The sequence below is a fragment of the Halomonas sp. THAF12 genome, assembly GCF_009363675.1.
GTDB lineage: Bacteria > Pseudomonadota > Gammaproteobacteria > Pseudomonadales > Halomonadaceae > Halomonas > Halomonas smyrnensis.
Map to the genome: position 1 here is coordinate 1 of NZ_CP045399.1, position 24,536 is coordinate 24,536.

Consider the following 24,536-nt stretch of genomic DNA (forward strand, 5'->3'; position numbering starts at 1 on the left):
GTGTCGCTCGCTCTCTGGCAACAATGTCTGGATACCCTGCAGGACGAACTGAGTTCTCAGCAGTTCAACACCTGGATTCGCCCCTTGCAGGCGGAGGAAGGTGAGGCCAACCAGCTGCGTCTGCTGGCACCCAACCGCTTCGTGCGCGACTGGGTCAGCGACAAGTTCGCCAAGCGCATCAGCGAGCTCATGCGTGAACTGTCGCCGGCCAAGCCGCCCAAGGTGGTGGTGACCGTGGGCAGTCGGCGCGTGGCGTCGCCGGCCCCGCAGACCCGCGAACTGGGCGACCCCGTCTCCGCCGCGCCTCGGGCCCCGGCGGTACAGACCCCGCCGCGCGGCGACGTGGCCGACGAGAGCGAGATCGACCAGCTGCGTGACGAGGGCGGCGACGTGCCCCGCCGGCCCGGCAGCGAGCGCCAGGTGCAGGTGGAAGGCAGCCTCAAGCACAACAGCGGCCTGAACCCGAGCTTTACCTTCGAGACCTTCGTCGAGGGCAAGTCCAACCAGCTGGCCCGGGCCGCTTCCCGTCAGGTCTCGGAGAATCCCGGTGGCGCCTACAACCCGCTGTTCCTCTATGGCGGCGTCGGCCTCGGTAAGACCCACCTGATGCATGCCGTCGGCAACGCCCTGGCCGGGCGGCGCGAGAACGCGCGGGTCGTCTACCTGCACTCCGAGCGCTTCGTCGCCGACATGGTCAAGGCGCTGCAGCTCAACGCCATCAACGACTTCAAGCGCTTCTACCGCAGCGTCGATGCGCTGCTGATCGATGACATCCAGTTCTTCGCCGGCAAGGAGCGCTCCCAGGAGGAGTTCTTCCACACCTTCAATGCCCTGCTCGAGGGTGGCCAACAGATGATCCTGACCTCGGATCGCTATCCCAAGGAGATCAGCGGGGTGGAGGAGCGCCTCAAGTCGCGCTTCGGCTGGGGGCTGACGGTGGCCATCGAGCCGCCGGAGCTCGAGACCCGGGTGGCGATCCTGATGAAGAAGGCCGACCAGGCCAAGGTCGATCTGCCCCATGACGCCGCCTTCTTCATCGCCCAGAAGATCCGCTCCAACGTCCGCGAGCTGGAGGGCGCCCTGAAGAAGGTCATCGCCGATTCCCACTTCATGGGGCGGCCGATCACCCAGGACTTCATCCGCGAATCGCTCAAGGACCTGCTGGCCCTGCAGGACAAGCAGGTCGGGGTCGACAATATCCAGCGCACCGTCGCCGAGTACTACAAGATCAAGCTCGCCGATCTGCTCTCCAAGCGGCGCTCGCGCTCGGTGGCCCGCCCCCGCCAGGTCGCCATGGCGCTGGCCAAGGAGCTGACCAACCACAGCCTGCCGGAGATCGGCGACGCCTTCGGCGGACGCGACCACACCACCGTGCTGCACGCCTGCCGCAAGGTGCAGGCGCTTCAGGAAGAGAACGCGGACATCCGCGAGGACTACAAGAATCTGCTGCGTCTGCTGACCAGCTGATTGCCCGAATGCGAAGGGCCGGGCGCGGCGCCGGCCCCCATCCCTCCAGGACAAGAGAAGTGGAGTCGACATGAAATTTTCCATCTCCCGTGAAGCGCTGCTGCGCCCGCTGGCGCTGGTCGCCGGCGTGGTGGAGCGTCGTCAGACCCTGCCGGTGCTGTCCAACGTGCTGATTCAGGTCGAGCAGGACCAGGTCTCGCTGACCGGCACCGACCTCGAGGTCGAGCTGATCGGGCGCACCGTGGCCAGCCAGGTCGAACAGCCGGGCGGCATCACCGTGCCGGCGCGCAAGCTGATGGACATCTGCAAGTCGCTGCCCGACCAGTCCGAGATTCAGCTGTCGCTGGAAGAGGGGCGGGCGGTGCTGCGCAGCGGCCGCTCGCGTTTCACGCTTTCGACCCTGCCGGTGGCCGAATTCCCGAGCATCGAGGACGGCCAGAGCAGCGTCGAGCTGAGCCTGCCGCGCGGCACCCTCAAGCACCTCATCGACTCCACCTCCTTCGCCATGGCGCAGCAGGACGTGCGCTACTATCTCAACGGCATGCTGCTGGAGTTCGCCAGCAACCTGGTGCGCGCGGTGTCCACCGACGGCCACCGCCTGGCGGTCTGCTCGCGTCCGGCCGAGATCCAGGTCGAGCCGTCACAGAAGCTGATCGTGCCGCGCAAGGGCATCCTCGAGCTGGTGCGCCTGCTCGACGACAGCGACGAGCCGGTCAGCCTGACCCTCGGCGCCACCCACATCCGCGCCCACACCGGCGACTTCACCTTCACCTCCAAGCTGGTGGACGGCAAGTTCCCCGACTACGAGCGGGTGGTGCCGCGCAACGGCGACAAGGTGTTCATCGCCGATCGCTCCGAGCTGCGTCAGGTCCTGTCGCGTACCGCCATCCTCTCCAACGAGAAGTACCGCGGCGTGCGCCTCAACCTGGAGGAGGGCAACCTGCGGGTCATGGCCAACAATCCCGAGCAGGAAGAGGCCGAGGAGAACGTGGCCATCGAATACGCCGGGCCGGCCATGGAGATCGGTTTCAACGTCGGCTATCTGGTGGACGTGCTCAACGTGCTCGACCAGGAGCGGGTGCAGATGACCCTGGCCGATCCCAACAGCAGTGCGCTGATGGAAGAGACGGGCGGCGGCGACGCCCTCTACGTCGTCATGCCCATGCGCCTCTGACGGAATGCCCCTCGATCGTCTCTCCTTCCAGGGCCTGCGCAACCTGCAGGCCCTGGAGCTCGCGCCCGGGCCGGGCATCAATCTCTTCACGGGCGCCAACGGCAGCGGCAAGACCAGCCTGCTCGAGGGCATCCACGTGCTGGGCATGGGGCGTTCGTTCCGCACGCGCCGCCTGCCCAACGCCATCGCCCACGATGCCGAGAGCCTGACTCTCCACGGTCGCCTGGTGGGCGACCCGCCCGTTCCGCTCGGCGTGCGCCGCCGCCGCGACGCCGAGGAGCTCGAGCTGCGTCTCGGCGGCGAGCGCCTGGACCGCCTCTCGGGGCTGGTCGAGGTGCTGCCGCTGCAGCTGATCAATCCCGACGCCTTCCGCCTGCTCGAGGGCTCGCCGGCCGGCCGCCGCGAGTTCCTCGACTGGGGCGTGTTTCACGTGAAACACGATTTTCTCGACGCCTGGCGGCGCTATCGTCGGGCCCTCAAGCATCGGAATGCCCTGCTCAGGCATGGTAGAATGCACGATGCTTCACTGGATGCCTGGGAGCAGGAACTGGTGCTGTGGGGCGAACGACTGGACGCCCTGCGTCGCGACTGGATGGCGGACTTCCAGCCGGTGTTCAGCGAGACCCTGGCCGGGTTGATCGAGCTGCCGGGCCTGACCCTGCGCTATTCGCGGGGCTGGGACCGCAAGCGCTCCCTGGCCGAGGTGTTGCAGCAGGGGCGGGACACCGATCGCCAGATGGGATTCACGCAGCAGGGGCCGCAGCGGGCCGACCTGGGCATTCGCCTCGACCGGCGGCCGGCCGTGGAGGTGCTCTCACGGGGCCAGCAGAAGCTGGTGGTGAGTGCCCTGAAGCTGGCCCAGGGGCGTCTGCTGGAGCAGGCCACGGGCCAGTCCTGCGTCTATCTGATCGACGACCTTCCCGCCGAACTGGACGAAGCGCACCGCCGAGTCTTCTGCACCTGGCTGGAACGGATGCGCTGCCAGGCATTCATCACCAGTGTCGACCCGGAGGCGCTGGACGGCGCGTGGAGCGCGCAGACGCCGGTGGCGATGTTTCACGTGAAACGCACCGAATCGGGGCAGGGGCAGCTGCTGCCAATGGACAGACAGACTTCATGACGGAGTAGTCAATGAGCGAACAGGCTTACGACTCATCGAGCATCAAGGTCCTCAAGGGCCTGGATGCGGTACGCAAGCGGCCCGGCATGTACATCGGCGACACCGACGATGGCACAGGCCTGCACCACATGGTGTTCGAGCTGGTGGACAACTCCATCGATGAGGCCCTGGCCGGCTATTGCAGCGAGATCCGGGTGATCATCCATCCGGACGAGTCGATCACGGTCAGCGACAACGGCCGCGGCATTCCGACCGACGTGCACGAGGAAGAGGGCGTGTCGGCGGCCGAGGTGATCATGACCGTGCTGCACGCGGGCGGCAAGTTCGACGACAACTCCTACAAGGTCTCCGGCGGCCTGCACGGCGTCGGGGTCTCGGTGGTCAACGCGCTCTCCGAGGAGCTCAAGCTGACCATCTGGCGCAACGAGCAGGTCCACGAGCAGGTCTACCGTCATGGCGTGCCCGTGGCGCCGCTGTCGGTGGTCGGCAAGACCGAGCAGAGCGGCAGCCGGGTGCACTTCCGGCCGTCGCCCGAGACCTTCCACAACATCGAGTTCCACTACGATGTGCTGGCCAAGCGTCTGCGCGAGCTGTCCTTCCTCAACTCCGGCGTCGCCATCCGGCTGATGGACGAGCGCACCGGCAAGGAAGAGCTGTTCCACTACGAGGGCGGCCTCAAGGCGTTCGTCGACCACCTGAACACCAACAAGACGGTGCTCAACCCGGTCTTCCACTTCAACATCGAGCGCGAGGACGGTGTCGGCGTCGAGATCGCCATGCAGTGGAACGACACCTTCGCCGAGAACATCTTCTGCTACACCAACAACATTCCCCAGCGGGATGGCGGCACCCACCTGGCCGGCTTCCGTGCCTCGCTGACGCGCACGCTGAACCACTACATCGAGGCCGAGGGCCTGCTCAAGAAGGCCAAGGTCAGCACCTCAGGCGACGACGCCCGCGAGGGCCTGACCGCGATCATCTCGGTCAAGGTGCCGGACCCGAAGTTCTCCTCCCAGACCAAGGACAAGCTGGTCTCCTCCGAGGTGAAGACCGCGGTGGAGCAGGAGATGGGTCGGCAGTTCGCCGAGTACCTGGTCGAGAAGCCGAACGAGGCCAAGTCCATCGTCAACAAGATGCTGGACGCGGCCCGCGCCCGCGAGGCGGCGCGCAAGGCCCGCGACATGACCCGTCGCAAGGGCGCGCTGGACATCGCCGGCCTGCCCGGCAAGCTGGCCGACTGTCAGGAGAAGGACCCGGGCCTCTCCGAGCTGTTCCTGGTCGAGGGTGACTCGGCCGGCGGCAGCGCCAAGCAAGGCCGCGATCGTCGTACCCAGGCGATCCTGCCGCTCAAGGGCAAGATCCTCAACGTCGAGAAGGCGCGCTTCGACAAGATGCTGTCCTCGGCCGAGGTCGGCACCCTGATCACCGCGCTGGGCTGCGGCATCGGGCGCGAGGAGTTCAACCCCGACAAGCTGCGCTACCACTCCATCATCATCATGACCGATGCGGACGTGGACGGCTCCCACATCCGGACCCTGCTGCTGACCTTCTTCTTCCGCCAGATGTCGCAGCTGATCGAGCGCGGTCACGTGTACATCGCCCAGCCGCCGCTCTACAAGATCAAGCGCGGCAAGCAGGAGAGCTACCTCAAGGACGAACAGGCGCTCACCGACTATCTGACCACCACCGCCCTGGACGGCGCACGCCTGCACGTGAGCGCCGAGGCCCCGGGCATCGGCGGCGAGCACCTGCAGTCGCTGGTGGATCAGTATCGTGACGTGATGCGCCGCATCGAGCGCCTGTCGCGGGTCTATCCGGACGTGGTGCTACGCAAGATCGTCCACGCCGCGCGCGTCGAGGGCGAGGAGAGCCTGCGCGACCGTGCCGCGATGCAGGGCTGGATCGACTACCTGCAGCGCGAGATGGATGCCCTGGTGGACTACGAGGGTGGCCCGCGCTACCACTTCCGCCTGGAAGAAGACAGCGAGCGAGGCTTCTACCTGCCGGCGGTGACCCTGCTCGCCCACGGCGTCACCAGCGACTACGTGTGGGGCGTCGACTTCTTCACCAGCGCCGACTACCGCGCCATCGCCGGCCTCGGCGAGACCCTGGACGGTCTGGTCGAGGAGGGCGCCTTCGTGGCCCGCGGCGAGCGTCAGCAGGCGATCGGCAGCTTCTACGATGCCCTGGAGTGGCTGATGAACGAGGCCCAGCGTGGCCTGTCCATCCAGCGCTACAAGGGCCTGGGCGAGATGAACCCGGAGCAGCTGTGGGAGACCACCATGGATCCCGAGACGCGGCGCATGCTGCGCGTCTCCATCGAGGATGCCGTGGCCGCCGACATGATGTTCAACACCCTGATGGGTGACGAGGTCGAGCCGCGCCGCGACTTCATCGAGCGCAACGCCCTGGTGGCCAACCTGGATATCTGATCCCCGGCACGATGTTTCACGTGAAACATCGCTGGCGCCGCGCACAAGAAAACCCCGAAGGTTAAGCCTTCGGGGTTTTCTTTTTGCTGTGGGCGACTCCCGTCTGCGCCGACTGGCAGCTTACGGCTGTCGTTCGAGCAGCCAGTCGACGAAGCCGGCCAGGTCGTCGAACACCCGTGTCTGATCGTCACTCGCGCGCTCGGGATGCCTGGCCAGGGTCCGTTCGCCCTTGCCGGTGCGTACCAGCACCGCTCGGCAGCCGACCGCTTCGCCGGCTTCCAGGTCGCGCAGGCTGTCGCCGACCATCCAGCTGCCGGTGAGGCTCTCGAGTTCGAGAGCGGCCCCCAGCCGCTCGAGCAGCCCGGGCAGTGGCTTGCGGCAGTCGCAGTTATCGTCGGGGCCATGCGGGCAGTGAACGATGTGGGCAATCTCGCCGCCGGCCGCGGCGACGAGCGCCTTCAGCCGCTCATGCATCGCCGACAGCGTTGCCTCGTCGTAGTAGCCACGGGCGATCCCCGACTGGTTGGTGGCCACGGCCACCGTCCAGCCGGCCTTCGACAGGCGGGCGATGGCGTCGATGGCCTGAGGGTAGGGCAGGAACTCGTCGAGCGACTTCACGTAGTCGTCGGAATCCCGATTGATCACGCCATCCCGGTCGAGGATGACTAGCTGGGCGGCAGGCGCCTCGTCACACGGCATGACGGCTCCGGGCAGAATGGGAACGGTCACGGAAGTGTTTCATGTGAAACAGAAGATGCCAAGCGTCGGGTGGCGCCCGACGCTCGACTTGGTGCGGCGTCAATCGGCCCGGTGACCGGCGACGGGCGATTCAAGGAATGACGCGTCGTTCCCGCAGACGATCCAGGGCATGAAGGAGCCGCTCATGGGAGTCGCAGCGGGGGGTGAAGCCGTACCGGTAGATCTTGTTGACGTCGGAGATGACGTCACACTCGGTACGGAAGATGAAGTCACCGAAGCCCCAGCCGACCAGTCGATCTAACCGCGCTTCGACCAGATCGTGACGCCTGGCGATGCGCTCCCAGACCGGCTGCTTGTCGGCCATGTGCTGCGTGAGCGGAATCGGCACGGGAGAGGCGCTTTCCAACCCCAGGTGCTCGGCGGCTTCCGGCCACAGCCGTTCCCAGCGGAAGACGTCACCGTTGGTAATGTTGAAGGCCTCGCCGGCGATGCCCTCGGCGGTCGCCGCCCAGGCGCTGGCCTCGCCGAGCAGGTCGGCATCGGTGAACTGCATCAGTACGCGATAGGCGGCCTCGGTACCGGGATAGCGCATCGGCACGCCCAGCTCACGCGACAGCGCCGCGAAGACACCGATGACGACGGCGATGTTCATGGGGTTGCCATGGACGTTGCCATCGATCATCAGGTCGGGGCGCAGCACGACATGATCCCAGCGGGCGCTGCGGGCGCGTTCCGTCAGGATGGCCTCCTGAGCCTGATACAGGTTGGGCGGCAGATGGCTGGGGTCGTCCTCGCGAGCGGGCGTCGGTACCTTGGCGCCCAGATGGATGCCGTAGATCTTGAACCCCTGGTAGATGACGACCCGTTCGAGTGGCGCTTCGGCTACCTCCAGGGCATCCAGCAGATTCTCGAGCATCGCCGCGTTGCGTTGCGCTTCCACGGCGAGGTCATCGTCCGGTGACAGGGCCGCATAGAACAGGTGGGTGGTGTCGGCGGCCTGCTCGGCGATCACCCGGCGAGTGGCCTCGGGATCGGTGAGGTCGACGCACAGGGTGTCCATGCCGTCGATGGGATGGCGTGCCAGCCCCCTAACCACGTTGTGTGGCGTATCGAGGGCGCGGTGCACGCCGTGACCGATGATGCCGCTGGCACCGGCGATCAGGGCCTTGATGGGCTGGCTCATGGGGCCTCCATGTTGGGTAAGGGGAGGGGCGAGGATGATGCGTCGTCGATCAGGCGATACGACCACCGCCGTCGACGTGTAGTACCTGGGCGTCGATATAGCCGTTCTCGAGGATCGCGAGACCCGCGGTGGCCAGATCCTGTACCTGGCCGATACGCCCCACCGGCAGGGTCCTGGCCGTCTCGTCAAACATCGTCTGGCGTGCGGATTCGTCCATGCCGTCCCAGGTGGCGGAGTCCACCACCCCAGGAGAAATGACGTTCACTCGACGCGGCGCGAGCTCGACCGCCAGTCCGTTCATGATGCCTTCGAGCCAGTGATTGGCGGACGAGACCAGGCTGGCTCCCGGTGCCGGACGGTAGGCCGCCACGCCGGAGTAGAACAACAGGCTGCCCTTCGGTGCCAGATAGTGATGGGCGGCGCGTCCGAGCTGGATCGAGGCCCAGATCTTGCTGTCCAGGGTGCGCTGGATATCCTCGTCGGTGAGCTCGATGAACGGTTTGAAGGTGAGGTCCGCGGCCGTGCTGACGATATGATCGACCTGGCCGACCTCGTTCAGTGCCGCCTCGAGCGATTCGCGCCGACTGATGTCCAGCGGATGAACGCTGACGGGGCCGTCGAGGGAGGCCGCCACGGTGTCCAGGCGTTCGCGGCGACGGCCCGCGAGGGCGATACGCGCGCCCTGGGCGCTGGCCTGGCGGGCCAGCTCGGCGCCCATGCCGGAGCCGCCGCCGACGATGAAGAGGGTTTGTTGATCGAAGCGTTTCATGCGTCCGTCTCCTCCGCGTGCGTAGCATGTGCATTCATCCTCACCGCGGTAGCGAATTCAATATACACTCGTATGACGAAACCACTCTTCAATATTGTCGAATAATGGACGAGCTTCTTACCTACCGACTCTTCATTGCCACCATAGAGTCAGGCAGCCTGTCGGCGGCCGCGCATCAGCAGGGCATGGCACTGTCGTCGGCGAGCTACCGATTAAAGCGCCTCGAACATCGTCTTGGCGTCACGCTGCTCAATCGAACCACGCGCGTACTGTCGCTGACCGAGGAGGGCGCGGCCTTCCTCCAGGGATGCCGGCAGGCCGTTTCGGCCATGGAGCAGGCCGAGGATCGCATGCATCGTCGCCAGGCCGCGCTGTCCGGAGATCTGGTGGTGACCGCTCCCCATGATCTGGGTGAACGACGGATCGCTCCGGCCTTGCTCGCTTTCCAGCGTCGCCATCCGCGTGTCTCGCTGGAATTGCACCTCAGCGATGGTCTATCGAGAGGCGTCGGTCGGGGGATCGATCTGGCCATCAGGGTCGGCCCGTTGACCGATAGTGCGTTGATCGGTGTGCCGCTCGCCGACGACAAGCGTCGGGTCGTGGCATCGCCAGACTACTGGGCGCGCCGCGGTCGCCCGATGCACCCGCGGGAACTGCATGCGCACGACTGTCTGGTACTGACGCGAGACGGGGAGCCGCAGACCCCGTGGCACTTCCAGGAGGGTGGCAAGGCTTTGAGCGTGCCGGTTGCCGGCTCACTCAGGGCCAACTCCGGGACGCTGTTGAGGCGCTGGGCCATGGAAGGCGCGGGCGTGATTCTCAAGTCGTCTGCCGACATTCGTGCGGCTCTCGATGAGGGAGTCCTGGAGAGCGCCCTGGACGATTACATGCCGCCGTCCTCCGGCATGCATGCCCTGATGGCGAGAGATCGCTATCGTCCCCAGCGGCTGGAGGCCCTGGTGGCCTGGTTGAAGCAGTGGTTTCGTGACGCCTGTCAGTCCCCGTGACCGCGAGATGTTTCACGTGGAACATGGTGATCGTGAGGGGAGCGGTGGTCGCCGCCTTCTGTCGCCGGGAGGCTTTCTTGCCTTGCCCTCCTTGCCCCAATGTTTCACATGAAACATCGGCACAAAAAGAAGGGCCGGCGAGTCGCCTCGCCGGCCCTTTCGCATCGCTCGCTTCGCTCAGTGCTGGAGCTCGGCGATGTCCGCGACCTCGAGGAACAGCGCCTGGAGGCTGGCCAGCAGGACCAGACGATTGCGCTTCACCGCCTCGTCGTCGGCCATCACCATGACGTCGTCGAAGAAGCGGTCGACCGGCTCGCGCAGGGTCGCCAGCACGTCCAGGGCATCGCTGTAGCGTGCCTCGGCGAACAGCGGGGCGACCTTCTGGTGGCAGCCGCTCAGCGCCTCGGCCAGGGCCTTCTCGGTGTCTTCCTGCAGCAGGCCGGCGTCGACCTCGACGGTCACGTCGCCGCCCTGCTTGGCGAGGATGTTGGAGACCCGCTTGTTGGCGGCGGCCAGGGCCGCGGCTTCCTCGCGGCGGGCGAAGGCGTTCACCGCCTGCAGGCGACGGGCGAAGTCCAGCGGCTTGGTGACCGGGCGGGCACGCACGGCCAGGTAGACCTCGGCGCCGATGCCTTCGTCCTGGGCCCAGGCGCGGAAGCGGTCGAGCATGTAGGCCAGTACCTCGTCGACCAGGCCGTCGGCGTAGGGCAGTTCCTGATGCTGGGCGGCGGCCAGCTCGAGCAGCTCGCGCAGGTCCAGGTCCAGCTCGCCCTGGATCAGGATGTTCAGCGCGCCGATGGCGGCGCGGCGCAGGGCGAACGGGTCCTTGGTGCCGGTGGGGCGCTGGCCGATGCCGAAGATGCCGGTCAGGGTGTCGAGGCGGTCGGCCAGGGCCAGGGCCTGGCCGGCGCGGGTCTGGGGGATGGCGTCGCCGGCGAAGCGCGGCAGGTACTGCTCCTCGAGCGCCTGGGCGACCTCGGCATCCTCGCCGTCATGGGTGGCATAGTAGCGGCCCATGATGCCCTGCAGCTCGGGGAACTCCAGCACCATCTCGGTGACCAGGTCGCACTTGGCCAGTTCGGCGGCGCGGCGAGCCTGATGCACGTCGCCGTCGATGCGACCGGCGATGAAGGCGGCCACGGCGGCGTTGCGGTGGGACTTGTCGCCCAGCGAACCGAGCTTCTGCTGGAAGACCACGCTGGCGAGGCCCTCAACGCGGGCGGCCAGCGGCTGCTGGCGGTCGGTCTCGTAGAAGAAGGCGGCATCGGCCAGGCGCGGGTGGATCACCTTCTCGTTGCCGCGGATCACCTGCTCCGGCTCGGCGCTGTCGATGTTGGAGATGGTGATGAAGCCGGGCTTGAGGTTGCCCTCGGCGTCCAGCAGGTGGAAGTACTTCTGGTTGGCCTTCATGGAGGAGACCAGGCACTCGGCCGGCACCTCGAGGAAACGTTCGTCGAAGCCGCCGGCCAGGGCGACCGGCCATTCCACCAGGCCGCTGACCTCGACCAGCAGGTCCTCGTCGATGACCGCCTGGGCCTCCTGTACCTCGGCCTCGGCCAGCACCTGCTCGCGGATGCGCTCGCGGCGCTTGTCGCGGTCGGCCAGCACCCAGGCCTGTTCCAGCGCCTCGAGGTAGTCGTCGGCGTGGGCCAGCTCGAGCGGCTCGGGGGCGTGGTAGCGGTGGCCGCGGGTGGTGCGGCCGGCGCTCAGGCCGAGGGCGCTGGCCTCGACGACGTCGCTGCCGTAGAGCATCACCAGCCAGTGGGCGGGGCGGGAGAACTCGATGCGCGAGGCGCCCCAGCGCATGTTCTTCGGCACCGGCAGCCCGGCGATGGCCTTCTCGACGATGGCGGGCAGCAGGGCGGTGGTGGCCTCGCCCTGCTGCTGCTCGCGGTAGCCGAGCCAGGTGCCCTTGTCGGTCTCGAGGTGGATCAGCTGGTCGACCTCGACGCCGCAGGAGCGGGCGAAGCCCTGGGCGGCCTTGGTCGGCTCGCCGTCCTTGAAGGCGGCGGCCAGCGCCGGGCCGCGACGCTCGACCTCGCGGTCCGGCTGCTTGTCGGCCAGCGCCTCGACGCGCACGGCCAGGCGGCGCGGGGAGGCGTAGGCGGTCACCTCGCCGTGGGCGATATCGGCGTCGGCCAGCCCGCGGGACACGCCCTCGGCCAGGGCATCGGAGAGTTTGTCGATCGCACTCGGCGGCAGTTCCTCGACGCCCAGTTCGACCAGAAAGCTATCGGCTGCCATCTCAAGCGTCTCCTTCGGCAAGCAGTTCGCGGCGCAGGGCTTCGGGGGCCAGCGGGAAGCCGGCGGCCTTGCGCGATTCGTAGTAGGCGTGGGCCACGTCACGGGCCATGGTGCGGACGCGCAGGATGTAGCGCTGGCGTTCGGTCACCGAGATGGCGTGACGGGCGTCGAGCAGGTTGAAGGTGTGCGAGGCCTTGAGCACCTGCTCGTAGGCGGGCAGCGGCAGGCCGGCCTTGATCAGCTTGGTGCATTCGCCTTCCTGGTGGTCGAAGGCGGCGAACAGCGCCGGCACGTCGGCGTGCTCGAAGTTGTAGGTCGACTGCTCGCGCTCGTTCTGCAGGAAGACGTCGCCGTAGGTGACCCTGGTGCCGTCGGGAGCAACGGTCCACACCAGGTCGTAGACGCTGTCGACGTCCTGGACGTACATGGCGATGCGCTCGATGCCGTAGGTCAGCTCGCCGGTGACCGGGTAGCACTCCAGGCCGCCGGCCTGCTGGAAGTAGGTGAACTGGGTCACCTCCATGCCGTTGAGCCACACTTCCCAGCCTAGGCCCCAGGCGCCGAGGGTCGGGGATTCCCAGTTGTCTTCGACGAAGCGGATGTCGTGAACCAGCGGATCGAGGCCGAGACGCTTGAGCGAGCCCAGGTAGAGCTCCTGGAGATTGGCCGGGGACGGCTTCATCACCACCTGGAACTGGTAGTAGTGCTGCAGGCGGTTGGGGTTTTCCCCGTAGCGGCCGTCGGTGGGGCGGCGGGATGGCTGCACGTAGGCGGCATTCCAGGTCTCGGGACCGATGGAGCGCAGGAAGGTCGCCGGGTGGAAGGTCCCGGCGCCGACCTCCATGTCCAGGGGCTGGAGGACCACACAGCCCTGCTCGGCCCAGTACTGCTGCAGGGCCAGGATCAGGCCCTGGAAGGTTGTCACGTCTGGCGTCGACTGTGTCATTGGCGGGTCACCGTTGGCCATGAATTCACGAGCGGTCAAGTATACAATCACGGGCAGATCGGTTATAGGCGCAGCCCGGAATACCTGGGGTATAGGGCTGCGGGAAATCGCGAGGGGCGCCGGGGACAGCTCGCAGAGGAGGTCCTACGCCAGGGGTGAGGAGGATTCCTCCGAACGGGCTGGCCATGGATGGCCAGCACCGGCCCTGCAAGTGGCGCAGGATGCAAGAACGCCGCAGGGCGTCGGTAGCGCCCAGGGAAGGGTTCACAGCGCCTCCTCGGAGAGCTGTCGCCGGATCAGCCCCGTTCGGAGGCACACGGCTTGCCCGCTAGTGCCCGCATAGAGAGGAATCCCCATGATCGTAGTGACAGGCGGAGCCGGCTTCATCGGCTCGAATCTGGTCAAGGCACTCAACGAGCGCGGCCGCAACGACGTGCTGGTGGTCGACGACCTGAGCGACGGCACCAAGTTCGTCAACCTCGCCGATTGCACCCTCGGCGACTACCTGGACAAGGACGACTTCCTGGCCCGGGTGAAGGCCGCCCTGAACGGCGAGACCTCGCATCTGCCGCCCATCGAGGCGATCTTCCACGAGGGCGCCTGCTCCGACACCACGGAGTGGGACGGCCGCTTCATGCTCGAGAACAACTTCGAGTACTCCAAGGAGCTGCTGCACTTCTGCCAGCTCAAGGGCATTCCCTTCATCTACGCCTCATCCGCGGCCACCTACGGCGGCAGCGAGGTGTTCCGCGAGGAGCCCGAGCACGAGAAGCCGCTCAACGTCTACGGCTACTCCAAGCTGCTCTTCGACCAGTACGTGCGCGCCCGCCACGACGAGTTCGAGAGCCAGGTGGTCGGCTTCCGCTACTTCAACGTCTACGGCCCCCGCGAGCAGCACAAGGGCAAGATGGCCAGCGTCGCCTACCACCACCACACCCAGATCAGCGGCGGCCAGGATCTCAAGCTGTTCGGCGCCTGGGACGGCTACGAGGCCGGCATGCAGAGCCGCGACTTCATCTACGTCGGCGACGTGGTCGACGTGAACCTGTGGTTCCTCGACCACCCCGAGGCCTCCGGCATCTTCAACCTCGGCACCGGCCGCGCCGAGCCGTTCAAGGCGATCGGCGAGGCGGTGGTCGACTACTACGGCAAGGGCAAGATCGAGTACATCGATTTCCCCGACGAGCTCAAGGGCCGCTACCAGAGCTACACCCGCGCCGACATCACGCGGCTGCGCGAGGCCGGCTACGACCGCGAGTTCCACACCGTCGCCGAAGGCGTGAAGGCTTACCTGGAGTGGCTGAATGCCTGACCCGGGCGAGCGCATCCTGGTCGTCGGCCCGTCCTGGGTCGGCGACATGGTCATGGCCCAGAGCCTGTTCAAGACGCTCAAGGAACGCGACCCGGCGGCGACCATCGGCGTGGTGGCGCCGGCCTGGTCGCGGCCGATCCTCGAGCGGATGGAAGAGGTCGACGAGGTGGCCGCGCTGGAAGTCGGCCACGGCGAGTTCGGCTGGGCCGCGCGGCGCCGGCTGGCCGCCTCGCTGCGCGGGCGCTTCGATCGCGCCATCGTGCTGCCGCGCTCCTGGAAGTCGGCGCTGGTGCCCTTCCTGGCGCGCATCCCGCGGCGCGTCGGCTTCCACGGCGAGCAGCGCTACGGGCTGCTCAACGAGCGTCGCCGCCTCGACAAGGCCGTGCTCGACCAGACCGTGAAGCGCTTCGTGTCGCTGGGGCTGCCGGCCGGCGAGGCGGCGCGGGGCGACTTCCCGATCCCGCGCCCGGCGCTGCGGCGCGACGACGCCAATCTGGCGTCGCTGCACGCCTCGCTCGGAATCGGCGGCCGCCCGGCCATCGCCATGATGCCCGGCGCCGAGTACGGTCCCGCCAAGCAGTGGCCGCTCGAGTATTTCCGCCGCCTGGCCGAGGCGCTGATCGCCGAGGGCTTCGAGGTGCGGGTGATGGGCGGGCCCAAGGACGAACCCGCCGGCGAGACCATCGCCGGCGGGCTCGAGCATGCCCATAACCTGTGCGGCAAGACCCGGCTGGCCGACGCGGTGGACCTGCTCGCCGACTGCCGCCAGGCGGTGACCAACGACTCGGGGCTGATGCACGTGGCCGCCGCCGCGGGCACCCGCATCCAGGCGATCTACGGCTCCTCCTCGCCGGCCTACACGCCGCCGCTCACCGGCAACGCCGAGATCCACTACCTGGCGCTGGACTGCTCGCCCTGCTTCGAGCGGACCTGCCCGCTGGGGCACACCCACTGCCTCAAGCGGCAGCCGCCGGAGAAGATCCTGTCGGCCATCCTGGCCGGCTAGGCGCTACTCTACCGAATCTCCAGAATGCTCCGCCCGAACCGACGCCGGCTCCGGGCGGGGCAGATCCAGCCCCTTCCACAGTCGGCGCTGCAGGGCGGTCTCCTCCTGCATCCGGGCGTTGATGGCCTCCAGGCCGTGGCGCTCGACCAGCGTCGGTTCCCGCGACAGCAGCGAGACGCCGAGTCCCGCGCGGTGGTGCTCGACGCGAAAGCCCATGGCCTCCAGCACGGTGGGCAGCACGTCGAGGGTCGACCCCTCGCGGTCGAGGCGCCGCGGTATCAGGTCGTTGTGCAGCAGCATGAAGGTATTGGCGCGTGGGCCGGCGATCAGCTCGTCCCAGGCCGAGACGCGCATGGTCAGGTGATCGCTGGCGAGCACCACCAGGGTGTTGTCCAGCAGCCCCTCGGCCTCCAGGCGCTCGACCAGCCGCCGGGCCAGCCAGGCCGAGCATTCCACCGCGTAGAGGATGTCCTCGCCGTCGTGCTCGCCCTGGCGTGCCTCGCAGGCGCGGGCCGGGTAGCCGGCGGGCGGATGGGTGCCGAGGCTCAGCGCGATCACGCCCCAGGGGCCGCCTTCGGCCTCGCGGCGGCGGATCTCCTCCAGGGTGAAGTCGTAGAGGCTGTCGTCGTACAGCCCCCAGCTGTTGAGGTAGTCCGGATCCTCGAGCCGCGGTGACAGGGTCTCGCGGCCGCGCACCCGCGTGACGCCGTGGCCGGTGTAGAAGCGCCCCTTGCCGGCGAAGCGGGTGCTGGCGCCGCCGAGATAGCTCAGGGCATAGCCCTGCTCCTGCAGCAGGTCGCCCAGGCAGTCGACGCCCGGCACCACCCGCTCCAGCGGCTCGAACTGGCTGTCGTGGAGCAGGCCGGCGGGCATCAGCGGCGTGCCGCACTGGCTGGCGATCATGCCGGCCATGGTCCAGCCGGTGTTGTCGAGCTGGCGCACGCCCTCGAAGACCACGCCGCGTTCGCCCAGCTCGGCGAGCGGCGCATAGGCGTCGCCGAAGCGATCGCGATCGGCGTAGGTGCGCTCCAGGCTCTCCAGGTAGAGCACCAGCAGGTTGGGCGGGTCGGCCGGCGCCGCCTGGATCACCGGCGCCACATAGCGGCGATCGAGCCAGGCGCCGTCCTCGGTGACCAGGGCCATGCCGCGCTGGCCGAGCCCCAGCAGCATCGGGTTGCCGAGCAGCAGCACCGCGGCCAGCAGGCGTTCATGGCGGGCCCAGCGGTCGTCGCGTCGGATCAGCCAGGTGAAGGCCGCCAGCACCGCCAGCATGGCCAGGGTATAGAGCACGGCCGCGACCAGCCGCTCGCCGCCGCCGTGATCGCTGATGCCGGCCTGCAGATGGAAGAACACCGCGCCGAGATCGACCTTGCCGAAGCTGTCGGCCAGGTAGACGTAGATGCCCCACAGGATCAGCGGCAGCAGCGACCAGGGCCAGCGGCGGCGCGGCATCGACGCGGCCGCGTCGATGCCCCAGCGCAGGCGATGGGCCAGCCACAGCCAGCCGGCGGCGATCGGCCACAGCGCAAGCGTCGGTAGCCGGGTCACGGTGACGGCGGCGAAGCCCAGCGCCAGGCCGAGGGTCAGCAGGGCCCATCTCCGTGGGCGCCTGAATCGCATGGGCCGGGCGTGCTCAGCGCGGGTCATGATCGGCACGCTCGTTCTCGTAGAGTTCGTTGAGCTTGGCGTACTTCATGTAGGCGTGAAATGCCGTGGTCATGGCCACGGTGAAACCGTCCGCGCCCTGGAAGAGGCCGCCCTTGAGGATCAGCTTGCGGAAGGTGGCGGTGGCCGCGTGCAGCGCCGGCCGCACCGCCGAGGGCCGCTTGCCGCGCTCCTTCATCGCCCAGGCGTCGCGGCTGGAGAGCGCGTCGATGCGGCTGATCCAGTGCGACAGGTCGCGGTAGGTGAAGTGGCGGATATGGGCATCCAGATCGACCACCGAGGGCGCCTGCACCGAGGAGTGCGCTTTTTTAGGCAGATAGCCCGAGGTGGTGCGGTGGTAGAGCCGGGTGACCGGATCGGGATAGAAGCCCGCGGCGCGGATCCAGTGGCGGCCGGCGAAGTTGCGGCGCCTGAAGCGGTAGGCCTGCCGGGGATCGTCCAGCGCCAGCCCCTGGATCGCCGCGATGGCGTCGTCGTCGAGGCGCTCGTCGGCGTCCAGCGCCAGGATCCAGTCGTGGGCGGCCTGGGGCACGGCGAAGGCCTTCTGCGGGCCGTCGCCGAGGTAGGGCTGGTGGATCACCCGGGCGCCGGCGGCCTCGGCCAGCGCCACGGTGTCGTCCTGGCTGCCGGAGTCGACGACGATCACCTCGTCGCAGACCCGTTGCAGGGAGACGACGCAGTCGGTGACGTTGTCGGCCTCGTTGAGCGTGATGATGATGCCGGAGATGGGCGTCATGGGCGGGCCTCGCTGATCGAAGGGGAGGTCAGGCGTGCGGCGATGGCCTCGGCGGCGGCGGCCAGATCGATGGATGCCATGTCCGCCTCGTGGGCGCCCTCGGGCGGGCAGAAGGCCAGGCGCCGGTCCTCGGCGTTGCAGGTCTGCCAGCGCAGCGGCGTGGCCGAGCGCCGCGCGGGGTAGAAGCCCGCGGTGGGCCGGTTCAGGCAGGCGGCGACGTGCAGCGGCCCGGTGGAGCCGGCGATGAACACATCGGCGGCCGCGAGGCTTCGGGCGAAGGCCTCCAGCCCAGCGCTCGGCGGCAGGCGCCGGGCCTCGAGCCCGGCCTCGCGCAGCGTCTCGCACAGGGCGTCGGCGTTGTCGGTCTCGCCGGGGCCTGCCGTGATCACCCAGGCCGGCGCCGTGTCCGCCTCGCGCAGCCGGGCGTCGACGCCGCGGGCCAGCCGCGCATAGGCCTCGGGCGCGAGGTTGACCGCCGAGCCGCCGCTGCCGGGGTGCAGGAACAGCCAGGGGCGGTCATCACTGAGCCCGGTGGCCTCGGCCACGAGACGGCGCTGGCGCGCGTGCTCGGCGTCGTCCAGCGGCCAGCAGGGCGGCGCCGGCCGCGTCGGCACCGTGATGCCCAGCGCCTCGAGCAGCGCCTCGGCGAGCTCCAGGTTGTAGACGTACTCGGGTTTCTCCGAGCGCGACCTGCGCTGGGTGACGCGGCGGCTGTAGAATAGCTGGGCCCACTTGGTGGCCGGCGCCAGGCGCAGCGGAATGCCGGCCCGCCAGCCCAGCCAGCCGATGCGCGGCGTGGAGTAAAGCGTCAGCAGCGCATCGAAGCGGCCGGCCTTGAGCCCGGCCAGCAGCTCGCGGCGGCCCTCGCGGCCGGCGTCGTCGCCCGGGTCGAGGATCACCTCGTCGATCCAGGGGCAGGCGCGGGCCAGCGGGGCGGTGTAGCTCGGCACCAGCACGCTGACGTGGGGGCGCGGCGAGGCGGCCTTGAGGGCCGCCAGGGCCGGCCAGGCCAGCATGAAGTCGCCGAGCTTGTCGTTGCGAACCACCAGCAGGCGCGGCGGCCGTTGATCGGAGAAACTCGTCATGGGGCTCCCGAGCCCCGATACCGAATGGAGGATGCCTTGAGACCCAAGGTCATGCAGCTCTGCCTCTCGAACGGCTGGGGCGGACTGGAAATGTATCCTGCGCGGATTATACCCGAGCTGGCCCGTCAGGGGTGGGAGGCCCACGGCCTGGCGCTCGCCGGCTCGCGGGTGGCGGCGAGCCTGGAGGCCGTCGGCGTCACGCCGCTGACGGTGCCGTCCCGCGGCCAGGCGCTGTGGCGGGTCGGGCGTATCCTGGCCTACCTCAAGGCCCACGGCATCGAGGCCATCCACTGCCACAAGTCCAGCGACCTGCGCCTGGGCGCGCTGCTGGCCACGCTGCGCCCGGGGCTCCGGCTGTTCTTCACCGACCACATGGGCGTCACCCGGCCCAAGCGCGATGTCTACCATCGCTGGGCCTACGGCAGGGTCACTCGGCTGTTCTCGATCAGCGAGGCGACCCGCGCCCGCAACCTCCAGGCCTTCCCGCTGCCCGCCGAGCGCATCCGCCGGCTCTATCTCGGCATCGATCCGGCGCCCTACGTGGCCGAGCCGGCCGATGCCGAGCGCGCGACGCTGCGCGCCGAGCTGGGCGTGCCCGAGGGCGCGGTGGCGATCGGCCTGCCGGGGCGCATCACCCCGGGCAAGGGGCAGCGGGTGTGGGTCGAGGCGTTGGCGCGGCTGGCCGAAACGCGCGACGGCGCGGCCTGGCACGGCGTGATGATCGGCGGGCTGACGGCCGAGGAGGGCAGCAACGCGGCCTTCGTCGAGGCGCTGCGCGAGCGCGTCGAGGCGCTGGGACTCGGTGACCGCATGACCTTCGCCGGCTTCCGCGCCGACCTGCCGCGCTGCCTGCAGGCGCTGGACGTGGTCTGCACGCCGTCGCGCAACGAGGCCTTCGGGCTGACGGTGATCGAGGCCATGGCCGCCGGCCGGCCGGTGGTGGGGGCCTCGAGCGGGGCGATCCCGGAGCTGGTGAGCCCGGACACCGGGCGGCTGGCCGATCCCGAATCGCCCGAGGCCTGGGCCGCGGCGCTCGCCGAGCTGGTCGACGACGGCGCGCTGCGCGAGCGGCTCGGCGCGGCGGGCCGGGCGCGGGTGCTGGAGGACTTCACCCAGGCGCGCCACGTCGAGGCGCTGGTGGCGGAGTACGCCGGTCAGGCGTCGCCGGCCTCGTAGCCGCGACGGATGGCGGTCATGGCGGGGGCGGCGTCGAACTTGGCCAGCGAGCGGGCCAGCCGCTCGAGGTTGGCCTCCTGCCACTTGCCGGGCGCACGCAGCCGGCAGCGGTCGAAGTCGATCAGCCACACGGTGCCGTCGTCGTCGATCAGCAGGTTGCGGGCGTTGAGGTCCACGTGGTCGAGGCCGGCGTCGTGGAAGCGGCGCACCGTGGCGCCGACCCGGGCCAGCAGGGCGTCGTCGGCGTCATGGAGCCGCTCGGCCAGGGCGCGGGCGCCGGAGAGGCGCACGGTGATCAGCGCGGCCTCGTACCCGGGGCCGTGGCGGGTCGTGACCGCCGCCACCGGGCGGGGCACCGGCAGGCCGAGCGAGAACAGGTGGGCGGTCAGGCGCAGCTCGCGGAAGGAACGGCTGCGCTCGGCGCCGGTCCACAGGTAGCGCGATTCGCTGACCCGGGCCACCAGGCCGCCGCGGCGGTAGGGGCGCAGCACCCACTCGGCCTCGCCGGCGGCCAGAAACAGGCTGGCGCCGCGGCCGGGGGCCTCGCCGGTGACCAGGCCCTGACGGCGCCAGTGGTCGGGATCGAAGGTCGACGGGCCGATTTGTGGCGCCCCATCGGCGTCACATAAACTGTCCGCATCATATAAAATGTAAACCTTTCCCGTTTGAAGCGTTGCCAATCGCATGAAGCATCCTCTGCCCGCCAGCCCCGCCCATATCGGCGTGCTGCGCCTTTCCGCCCTGGGCGATGTCTGTAACCTGGTTCCGACGATCCGCGCGCTGCAGCGTCAGTGGCCCGATGCGCGCATCACCTGGATCATCGGCAAGGGCGAGCACAGTCTACTGGCCGGTATGTCGGGGGTCGAGTTCGTCGTCTACGACAAGGCCACCGGCCTCTCGGGGATGCGCGAGCTGTGGCGGCAGCTGGCGGACACGCGCTTCGACGTGCTGCTGCACATGCAGCAGGCGCTGCGTGCCAGCGTGCTCTCGCTGGGCCTCAAGGCCGACCTGCGTATCGGCTACGACAAGGCCCGCGCCAAGGATGCCCAGCACTGGTTCACCCACCGCCAGCTGGCACCGCACCCCCGCGCCCACGTGCTCGAGTCGTTCCTCGACTTCGCCCGGCTGCTGGGCGTCGAGGACCTCTCGCTGGCGTGGGACATGCCGATCCCCGACGCCGCCCGGCACGAGGCCGCGACGCTGACCGGCGACGCGCCCTATATCCTGATGAGCCCCTGCGCCAACCCGCGGCTGCGCAACTTCCGCAACTGGTCGGCGGAGGGCTACGCCAGCGTGGTCGAGCACGCCTGGGTCCAGCACGGGCTGAAGACGGTGCTGACCGGCGGCGGCAGCACCCAGGAGCGCGAGATGGGCAGCCGCATCCAGGCGCTGTCCCAGCCCGGGGCGGTGATCGACGCCATCGGCGGCTCCTCGCTGAAGGGCCTGCTGGCGCTGATCGACGGCGCCCGGGCGGTGGTGGCGCCGGACTCGGGCCCGGTGCACATGGCCAACGCCTTGAATACCCCCGTGGTCGGCCTGTTCGCCACCACCAACCCGGACCGGGCCGCGCCCTACTGCTGGCGCGAGCACGTGGTGAACCGCTATCCCGACGCGGTGCGCCAGTTCCTGCACAAGGATCCCGAGACGCTGTCCTGGGGGCAGCGGGTCCGCCATCCCGACGCCATGTCGCTGATCCAGGCCGACGACGTCATTCGTAATCTCGAGGCGGTGCTGGCCATCGCCGCGTCCCGTCAGGAAAGGGAGCCTTCCGATGAAGCTTGATCTGACCGCCCTGGAGCACTCACGCCTGCTGGTGGTGGGCGACGTGATGCTCGACCGCTACTTCCACGGGGGCACCTCGCGGATCTCGCCCGAGGCCCCGGTGCCGGTGGTGCGGGTCGAGGAGGCCGAGGACCGTCCCGGCGGCGCCGCCAACGTGGCGCTCAACATCGCCTCGCTGGGTGCGCGGGCGGCGCTGGCCGGCCTGGTCGGCGACGACGACAACGCCGACCTGCTGAGCCGCCGCCTCGAGGACGCCGGTGTAAGCACTCACTTCGCTCGCAGCGCCGAGATTCCCACCATCACCAAGCTCCGTGTGATGAGCCGCAACCAGCAGCTGATCCGCCTCGACTTCGAGCAGAGCCTCGGTGACGTGGACACCGGCCCGCTGGCGGAGGAGGTCGAGACGGCCCTGGAAGACGCCGACCTGGTGATCCTCTCCGACTATGGCAAGGGCACCCTGGCCGATGTCCAGGGGCTGATCGGCCGCGTGCGGGCCGCCGGCAAGCGGGTGCTGGTCGATCCCAAGGGCAGCGACTTCCGCAAGTACCGGGGCGCCAGCGTGATCACCCCCAACCTGGCCGAGTTCGAGGCCGTCGCCGGCCCCTGCCCGGACGATGCCACCCTGTCCGAACGCGGCGAGGCGCTGCGCGCCGAGCTGGAGCTCGAGGCGCTGCTGATCACCCGCAGCGAGAAGGGCATGACGCTGATCCGCGAGGGCCACGAGCCGTTGCACCTGCCGACCCGCGCCCGGGAGGTGTTCGACGTCACCGGCGCCGGCGACACCGTGATCGGCGTGCTGGGGCTGGCGCTGGCCGCCGGCCACGGCTTCCCCGAGGCCATGACCCTGGCCAACCTGGCCGCCGGCCTGGTGGTCGCCAAGCCCGGTACCGCCACGCTGTCCGTGGCCGAGCTCTACACCGCCCTGCACGGCGACAAGCTGGCCGAATTCGGGGTGATCGGCGAGGCGCCGCTGATCGAGGCGGTGCGCGCCGCCCAGGCCCGCGGCGAGCGGGTGGTGATGACCAACGGCTGCTTCGACATCCTCCACGCCGGCCACGTGGCCTACCTGGAGCACGCCCGCCGGCTCGGCGACCGGCTGATCGTGGCGGTCAACGACGACGCCTCCATCGGCCGCCTCAAGGGGCCCAAGCGGCCGATCAACCCGCTGGCGCGGCGCATGCAGGTGCTGGCCGGGCTGGGCGCGGTGGACTGGGTGGTGCCCTTCGCCGAGGACACCCCGCAGCGGCTGATCGAGGCGGTGCTGCCCGATGTGCTGGTCAAGGGCGGCGACTACCGGCCCGAGGACATCGCCGGCGGCGAGGCCGTGCGGGCGGCCGGCGGCGAGGTGCAGGTGCTGGGCTTCGAGGACGGCGTCTCCACCACGGCGATGATCTCCACCATCCTCGACCGCGAGGCCTGATGGCCGGCCATCCCTGGGCGCGGCGCGGCTACTCCGCCGCGCTGCTGTCGCTCTCGCCGCTGGTCTGGCGGCGAGTGTGGCGGGAGAGCCTGCCCGGGCGCTCCCGTGTCGAGCGGCTGGGGCGCATCGCCGCCTCGCCGGAGGGCGCCCATAGCCTGTGGCTGCACTGCGCCTCGGTGGGCGAGGTGCAGGCCGCCCGCCCGCTGATCGAGGCCCTGGCGCGCCGTCATCCCGACCGCCGCCTGGTGATCACCACCATGACCGCCACCGGGGCCGAGCGCGCCCATGCCGTCGCCGAACGCCTGCAGGACGAGGCGGATGTGGCCGAAGTGAGTCATCACTTCGTGCCGCTGGACTTCCCCGGCGCCGCGCGGCGTTTCCTCGATCGCCTGCGCCCCGATCTCGCCATCTTCTTCGAGACCGAGCTGTGGCCCAACCTGCTGGCCGGCTGCGAGCGACGGGGCATTCCGGTGGCGGTGGTCAACGGCCGGCTCTCGCCGCGGGCCTTCCGGGGCTATCGTCGCCTCGGGCGGCTGATGGCCGAGGCGCTGTCCCACGTGAGCTGGCTGGGGGCCAAGTCCGAGGCCGACGCCGAACGCTTCCGGGCGCTGGGCATGGCGGCGGGGAAGACCGAGGTGACCGGCTCGCTGAAGTTCGACCTGGCCCGTGATGACAAGGCCTTCGGCGTGAGTGAGCGCTTGCGTGCCGAGATCGGCAAGCGGCCGGTGTGGGTGGCGGGGTCGACCCACGAGGGCGAGGACGAGGCGCTGCTCGAGGCCCATGCGCGGCTGCGGGAGCGCTGTTTCGAGGCGCTGCTGATCCTGGTGCCGCGCCATCCACGGCGCTTCGAGGCGGCGGCCGAGCTGTGCCGCCACGCGGGCATGCCGCTGGCGCGGCGCTCGCGGGACGAGGCGGTGACCGGCGAGACCGCGGTCTATCTGGGCGACACCATGGGCGAGCTGTCGGCGCTCTACGGTGCGGGGGACGCGGCCTTCGTCGGCGGCAGCCTGGTGCCGATCGGCGGCCACAACCTGCTGGAACCGGCCGCCATGGGCGTGCCGGTGCTGACCGGCCCCGAGCTCGCCAACTTCACCGACGTGGCCGAGGCGCTGCGCGAGCGGCAGGCGCTGGTGGAGGTCACCGACGCCGTGACGCTCGCCGAGGCGCTCGCACGCCTGCTCGGCGATGCGGCGGAGCGTGAACGCCTGGCCGCGGCCGGGCGGGCGGTGGTCGAGGCCAACCGCGGCGCCCTGGCGCGGACGCTGGAAGGCCTGGATCGGCTCCTCCAGGCGAAGTGAGTGCTTGCCTTCATC

20 protein-coding genes are annotated in these 24,536 nt (G+C 69.3%); 11 read left to right on the top strand and 9 right to left on the bottom strand.

What is annotated here, in order from left to right; genetic code table 11:
* The 4 genes from dnaA to gyrB all read left to right on the top strand — a co-directional run bounded on the left by dnaA (position 1) and on the right by gyrB (position 6,193).
* Complete coding sequence (dnaA, locus tag FIU88_RS00005; RefSeq protein ID WP_026068327.1) at positions 1-1,467, top strand: chromosomal replication initiator protein DnaA; 1,467 nt, start codon at positions 1-3, stop codon at positions 1,465-1,467.
* A 70-nt stretch (positions 1,468-1,537) separates the two neighbouring features.
* On the top strand, positions 1,538-2,641 hold the full coding sequence (gene dnaN, locus FIU88_RS00010) for a DNA polymerase III subunit beta (RefSeq protein ID WP_152477708.1): 1,104 nt from the start codon (positions 1,538-1,540) through the stop codon (positions 2,639-2,641).
* Between the two features lie 4 nt (positions 2,642-2,645).
* The gene (gene recF / locus FIU88_RS00015; RefSeq protein ID WP_152477709.1) at positions 2,646-3,761 is read left to right on the top strand and encodes a DNA replication/repair protein RecF; all 1,116 of its coding nucleotides are present in this window, start codon (positions 2,646-2,648) and stop codon (positions 3,759-3,761) included.
* 11 nt (positions 3,762-3,772) lie between these two features.
* On the top strand, positions 3,773-6,193 hold the full coding sequence (gene gyrB, locus FIU88_RS00020; RefSeq protein WP_152477710.1) for a DNA topoisomerase (ATP-hydrolyzing) subunit B: 2,421 nt from the start codon (positions 3,773-3,775) through the stop codon (positions 6,191-6,193).
* A gap of 120 nt (positions 6,194-6,313) precedes the next feature.
* On the opposite strand, the gene gmhB is transcribed toward gyrB, so the two are convergent.
* The 3 genes from gmhB to FIU88_RS00035 form a co-directional block, all read right to left on the bottom strand.
* Entirely contained in the window at positions 6,314-6,892 is a 579-nt protein-coding gene (gmhB, locus tag FIU88_RS00025; RefSeq protein ID WP_152480070.1) for a D-glycero-beta-D-manno-heptose 1,7-bisphosphate 7-phosphatase, read from the bottom strand.
* Positions 6,893-7,022: 130 nt separating this feature from the next.
* Positions 7,023-8,075 (bottom strand): SDR family oxidoreductase, encoded by a 1,053-nt coding sequence (locus FIU88_RS00030; RefSeq protein WP_152477711.1) that lies wholly within the window; start codon positions 8,073-8,075, stop codon positions 7,023-7,025.
* Positions 8,076-8,124: 49 nt separating this feature from the next.
* A complete protein-coding gene (locus FIU88_RS00035; RefSeq protein WP_152477712.1) occupies positions 8,125-8,844 on the bottom strand; it encodes an SDR family oxidoreductase in 720 nt (239 codons plus the stop codon).
* 104 nt (positions 8,845-8,948) lie between these two features.
* On the opposite strand from FIU88_RS00035, the gene FIU88_RS00040 reads away from it, so the two are divergent.
* Positions 8,949-9,851, top strand: coding sequence for a LysR family transcriptional regulator (locus FIU88_RS00040; protein ID WP_172977624.1), 903 nt, complete (start codon positions 8,949-8,951; stop codon positions 9,849-9,851).
* 177 nt (positions 9,852-10,028) lie between these two features.
* On the opposite strand, the gene glyS is transcribed toward FIU88_RS00040, so the two are convergent.
* Together glyS and glyQ are read right to left on the bottom strand one after the other, a co-directional pair.
* Positions 10,029-12,095, bottom strand: a complete 2,067-nt coding sequence (gene glyS, locus FIU88_RS00045) for a glycine--tRNA ligase subunit beta (RefSeq protein WP_152477714.1) — start codon at positions 12,093-12,095, stop codon at positions 10,029-10,031.
* A 1-nt stretch (position 12,096) separates the two neighbouring features.
* Positions 12,097-13,041, bottom strand: coding sequence for a glycine--tRNA ligase subunit alpha (glyQ, locus tag FIU88_RS00050; RefSeq protein WP_152477715.1), 945 nt, complete (start codon positions 13,039-13,041; stop codon positions 12,097-12,099).
* A gap of 355 nt (positions 13,042-13,396) precedes the next feature.
* Between glyQ and rfaD the strand changes: the two genes are divergently transcribed.
* Both rfaD and waaF read left to right on the top strand, forming a co-directional pair.
* Complete coding sequence (rfaD, locus tag FIU88_RS00055; protein WP_152477716.1) at positions 13,397-14,353, top strand: ADP-glyceromanno-heptose 6-epimerase; 957 nt, start codon at positions 13,397-13,399, stop codon at positions 14,351-14,353.
* On the top strand, positions 14,346-15,359 hold the full coding sequence (gene waaF / locus FIU88_RS00060) for a lipopolysaccharide heptosyltransferase II (protein WP_016854171.1): 1,014 nt from the start codon (positions 14,346-14,348) through the stop codon (positions 15,357-15,359). The genes rfaD and waaF overlap by 8 nt, the downstream gene beginning before the upstream one ends.
* Positions 15,360-15,362: 3 nt before the next feature.
* Here waaF and FIU88_RS00065 read toward each other — a convergent pair whose 3' ends face one another.
* The 3 genes from FIU88_RS00065 to FIU88_RS00075 are packed head-to-tail and all read right to left on the bottom strand — an operon-like array spanning position 15,363 to position 18,845.
* Positions 15,363-17,006 (bottom strand): sulfatase-like hydrolase/transferase, encoded by a 1,644-nt coding sequence (locus tag FIU88_RS00065; RefSeq protein WP_152477717.1) that lies wholly within the window; start codon positions 17,004-17,006, stop codon positions 15,363-15,365.
* Positions 16,993-17,760, bottom strand: a complete 768-nt coding sequence (locus tag FIU88_RS00070; RefSeq protein WP_152477718.1) for a glycosyltransferase family 2 protein — start codon at positions 17,758-17,760, stop codon at positions 16,993-16,995. Before FIU88_RS00070 ends, FIU88_RS00065 begins: the two co-directional genes overlap by 14 nt.
* Positions 17,757-18,845 (bottom strand): glycosyltransferase family 9 protein, encoded by a 1,089-nt coding sequence (locus FIU88_RS00075; protein ID WP_152477719.1) that lies wholly within the window; start codon positions 18,843-18,845, stop codon positions 17,757-17,759. The genes FIU88_RS00070 and FIU88_RS00075 overlap by 4 nt, the downstream gene beginning before the upstream one ends.
* Before the next feature lie 36 nt (positions 18,846-18,881).
* Between FIU88_RS00075 and FIU88_RS00080 the strand changes: the two genes are divergently transcribed.
* Positions 18,882-20,021: a glycosyltransferase family 4 protein gene (locus FIU88_RS00080; RefSeq protein ID WP_253742633.1), complete on the top strand. Its 1,140-nt coding sequence runs from the start codon at positions 18,882-18,884 to the stop codon at positions 20,019-20,021.
* Here FIU88_RS00080 and FIU88_RS00085 read toward each other — a convergent pair.
* Positions 20,000-20,707, bottom strand: a complete 708-nt coding sequence (locus FIU88_RS00085) for a 3-deoxy-D-manno-octulosonic acid kinase (RefSeq protein WP_152477720.1) — start codon at positions 20,705-20,707, stop codon at positions 20,000-20,002. The genes FIU88_RS00080 and FIU88_RS00085 overlap by 22 nt on opposite strands.
* Between FIU88_RS00085 and FIU88_RS00090 the strand changes: the two genes are divergently transcribed.
* From FIU88_RS00090 to waaA, 3 genes are read left to right on the top strand one after another with little or no spacing between them, the layout of a single operon-like run.
* Positions 20,706-21,803, top strand: coding sequence for a glycosyltransferase family 9 protein (locus tag FIU88_RS00090; protein ID WP_152477721.1), 1,098 nt, complete (start codon positions 20,706-20,708; stop codon positions 21,801-21,803). The genes FIU88_RS00085 and FIU88_RS00090 overlap by 2 nt on opposite strands.
* A complete protein-coding gene (gene hldE, locus FIU88_RS00095) occupies positions 21,793-23,223 on the top strand; it encodes a bifunctional D-glycero-beta-D-manno-heptose-7-phosphate kinase/D-glycero-beta-D-manno-heptose 1-phosphate adenylyltransferase HldE (RefSeq protein WP_152477722.1) in 1,431 nt (476 codons plus the stop codon). Before FIU88_RS00090 ends, hldE begins: the two co-directional genes overlap by 11 nt.
* Positions 23,223-24,521, top strand: coding sequence for a lipid IV(A) 3-deoxy-D-manno-octulosonic acid transferase (gene waaA / locus FIU88_RS00100; protein ID WP_152477723.1), 1,299 nt, complete (start codon positions 23,223-23,225; stop codon positions 24,519-24,521). Before hldE ends, waaA begins: the two co-directional genes overlap by 1 nt.
* Positions 24,522-24,536 lie beyond the last annotated feature (15 nt).